Origin of the sequence: Catenibacterium sp. RTP21428st1_D7_RTP21428_210409 (genome assembly GCF_040227455.1) — a bacterium.
Taxonomy (GTDB): domain Bacteria; phylum Bacillota_I; class Bacilli_A; order Erysipelotrichales; family Coprobacillaceae; genus Catenibacterium; species Catenibacterium mitsuoka_A.
The window spans coordinates 1-2,193 of record NZ_JBEHVX010000146.1; the positions used below are offsets into that span (position 1 = coordinate 1).

The following is a 2,193-nucleotide window of genomic DNA, read 5'->3' on the forward strand; positions in this document are numbered from 1 at the left end:
TTGGGTTTGGATATACGAAAAAGAGCTGTAACGCTCAAGGTAGTAGTAAATACTACCTATTCGTTACAGCCCCTTTTCTTTTCTAATCTTTTTTCTACAGCACGATAAAGTGGTTCTAATAGTTTCTTGTTCTTTTTCTTACATACAAGATAGAAACTATTAGTCGCTTCTTTATCTATGATTGGAATAATCTTTCTATTATCTGGCTTGCCATCTCTTTCTATAGATAAATCAGAAATAAATGTAGGAAGAGTAGAATTCTGAGTCAGATCCATAAATACTTCTCTATTATCCTGAAGAATAAAATGAGTATGAGGCTGTGTTTCTAAATGCATGGGATACCATACACCGATTCTAGAATACAAAAGCATTGTCTGACCATCTAGATTCTTAAAGAATAATGCTTTACTATCTGCAAGAGGATGATCAAGTGCTAATGAGAAATACAATGTTTCTGTATCATATAACTCATAATATAATTCTTTACTCTCAGGAATCTTATTTAATACAACAGCTGTATATAAATCATTCTCCAAACCAGATAATAAGATATTTGGCATTTTAATTTCTGAAGAAACAGCCATGTTTTCATATATCTTTCCTGCATAAGGTATTAAATCCCATAAAGGTGCAGGTGCACATGCTCCAATACTAATTGTATGAGTCATACGATTATATTCACGTACACGAGCAATCATATCATTTGCAGAAAATAATACTTTCTGTGCATAATCAACAGCCACTTTACCAGTCGCATTTAAAGTAATACGATTCTTTTCACGGTCAAAAATAGGAACCTGCAGTTCTTCTTCAAGCTTCTGCATGGCACGAGAAAGTGCTGGCTGAGAGATATGTAATGCTTCAGCTGCTTTAGATAATGTTCCATATTTAGAAACAGCTAATAATTGTTCAACTTGTCCAATTTCAATCATTGAATGTTCCTCCTCACTATGCACCCACATTATAGCATAATACAAAACTGGCATTGTACTTTTCTACTTATTATTAATAGAATAGTTGTAGAGGTGAAGACTATGAAATATACATTTATGGAAAATTTTAAAGACAAAGATCCAGAATTTTATGACTTTTATTCACATTTTATAAGTGAAGAAGTAATCAATGATACCACTTTGGATGATAAGAGTAGATACTTATCTATTACTGCAGTACTTGTAGGCACAAAAGCTCAGGATTTATTTAAGGATATGTTAGATGATTTATTGAAATATCTCACAGCTGATGAAATTCAGGAAGTCCTTTATCAAGCTGTGGCTTATCTTGGTATTGGCATGGTTTATCCATTCTTAAATATTATGAATAGACATGTGAATAAACCATTAAAGAGTGCATCTACCACAAATAGAGACAATCGTATAGAACTTGGTAATGAGAAACAATGTGAACTCTTTGGTGAACATATGAGAGGATTCCAAACAAGTGGTCCTGAAGAAAAACGTCATATCAAGAGATGGCTCGCAGGTAACTGTTTTGGTGATAACTATACAAGAATAGGACTCACTGGAGCACAAAGAGAAATGATTACATTCTGTTTTCTAGCAGCACTTGGTACTGAACCACAATTAAAATCTCATATTGGTGGAAACTTCCATGTAGGTAATGATGCACATTATCTCCTTAATGTGATTTCTAACTGCATGCCATATATTGGTTATCCACGTACTTTAAATGCAATCAGATGTATACATGAAATGGAGAAATAATCATGAATTATACTTTAGAAGATATCAAGAAACAGAGTCCTTATCCTATTGGTAAATTGAATACAGCATATGCTAAGTATTTTGTAGGTAATAGTTATCTCTATTCTATTAATAATCAAGAAGTAAATATTTCTAATGTTACTTTTGAACCAGGATGTAGAAACAACTGGCATATCCATCATGGTGCAGGACAGATCTTATTATGTACTGCAGGAAGAGGGTATTATCAGGAATGGGGAAAACCTGCTCAGGAACTTAATGTAGGTGATACAGTTTATATTGCACCAGAAATCAAACATTGGCATGGTGCAGCACCAGAAAGCTATTTTGTACATATTGCAGAAAGTGTACCAAATGAAAATGCTTCAAACGAGTGGCTTGAAGCAGTGGATGAAGAAGAATATCTAAAATTGAAATAAAACAAAACGATCAGGAAGGGAAGCCTGATCGTTGTTTATTTCAAGAGTTA

At 33.4% G+C, this 2,193-nt stretch carries 3 protein-coding genes; 2 read left to right on the forward strand and 1 reads right to left on the reverse strand.

The features are described 5' to 3' along the window. Positions 1 to 56: 56 nt before the first annotated feature. Positions 57 to 932: a LysR family transcriptional regulator gene (locus ABUA27_RS12480; RefSeq protein WP_349820846.1), complete on the reverse strand. Its 876-nt coding sequence runs from the start codon at positions 930 to 932 to the stop codon at positions 57 to 59. A gap of 102 nt (positions 933 to 1,034) precedes the next feature. Between ABUA27_RS12480 and ABUA27_RS12485 the strand changes: the two genes are divergently transcribed. Both ABUA27_RS12485 and ABUA27_RS12490 read left to right on the forward strand, forming a co-directional pair. Continuing rightward, complete coding sequence (locus tag ABUA27_RS12485) at positions 1,035 to 1,724, forward strand: carboxymuconolactone decarboxylase family protein (protein WP_238634340.1); 690 nt, start codon at positions 1,035 to 1,037, stop codon at positions 1,722 to 1,724. Positions 1,725 to 1,726: 2 nt separating this feature from the next. After that, the gene (locus tag ABUA27_RS12490) at positions 1,727 to 2,143 is read left to right on the forward strand and encodes a cupin domain-containing protein (protein WP_129980684.1); all 417 of its coding nucleotides are present in this window, start codon (positions 1,727 to 1,729) and stop codon (positions 2,141 to 2,143) included. Positions 2,144 to 2,193 lie beyond the last annotated feature (50 nt).

Bases quoted from the DNA above. Each gene is read 5' to 3' on its own strand.
- ABUA27_RS12480 (WP_349820846.1), bottom strand. From the start codon at position 932: ATGATTGAAATTGGACAAGTTGAACAATTATTAGCTGTTTCTAAATAT.
- ABUA27_RS12485 (WP_238634340.1), top strand. From the start codon at position 1,035: ATGAAATATACATTTATGGAAAATTTTAAAGACAAAGATCCAGAATTT.
- ABUA27_RS12490 (WP_129980684.1), top strand. From the start codon at position 1,727: ATGAATTATACTTTAGAAGATATCAAGAAACAGAGTCCTTATCCTATT.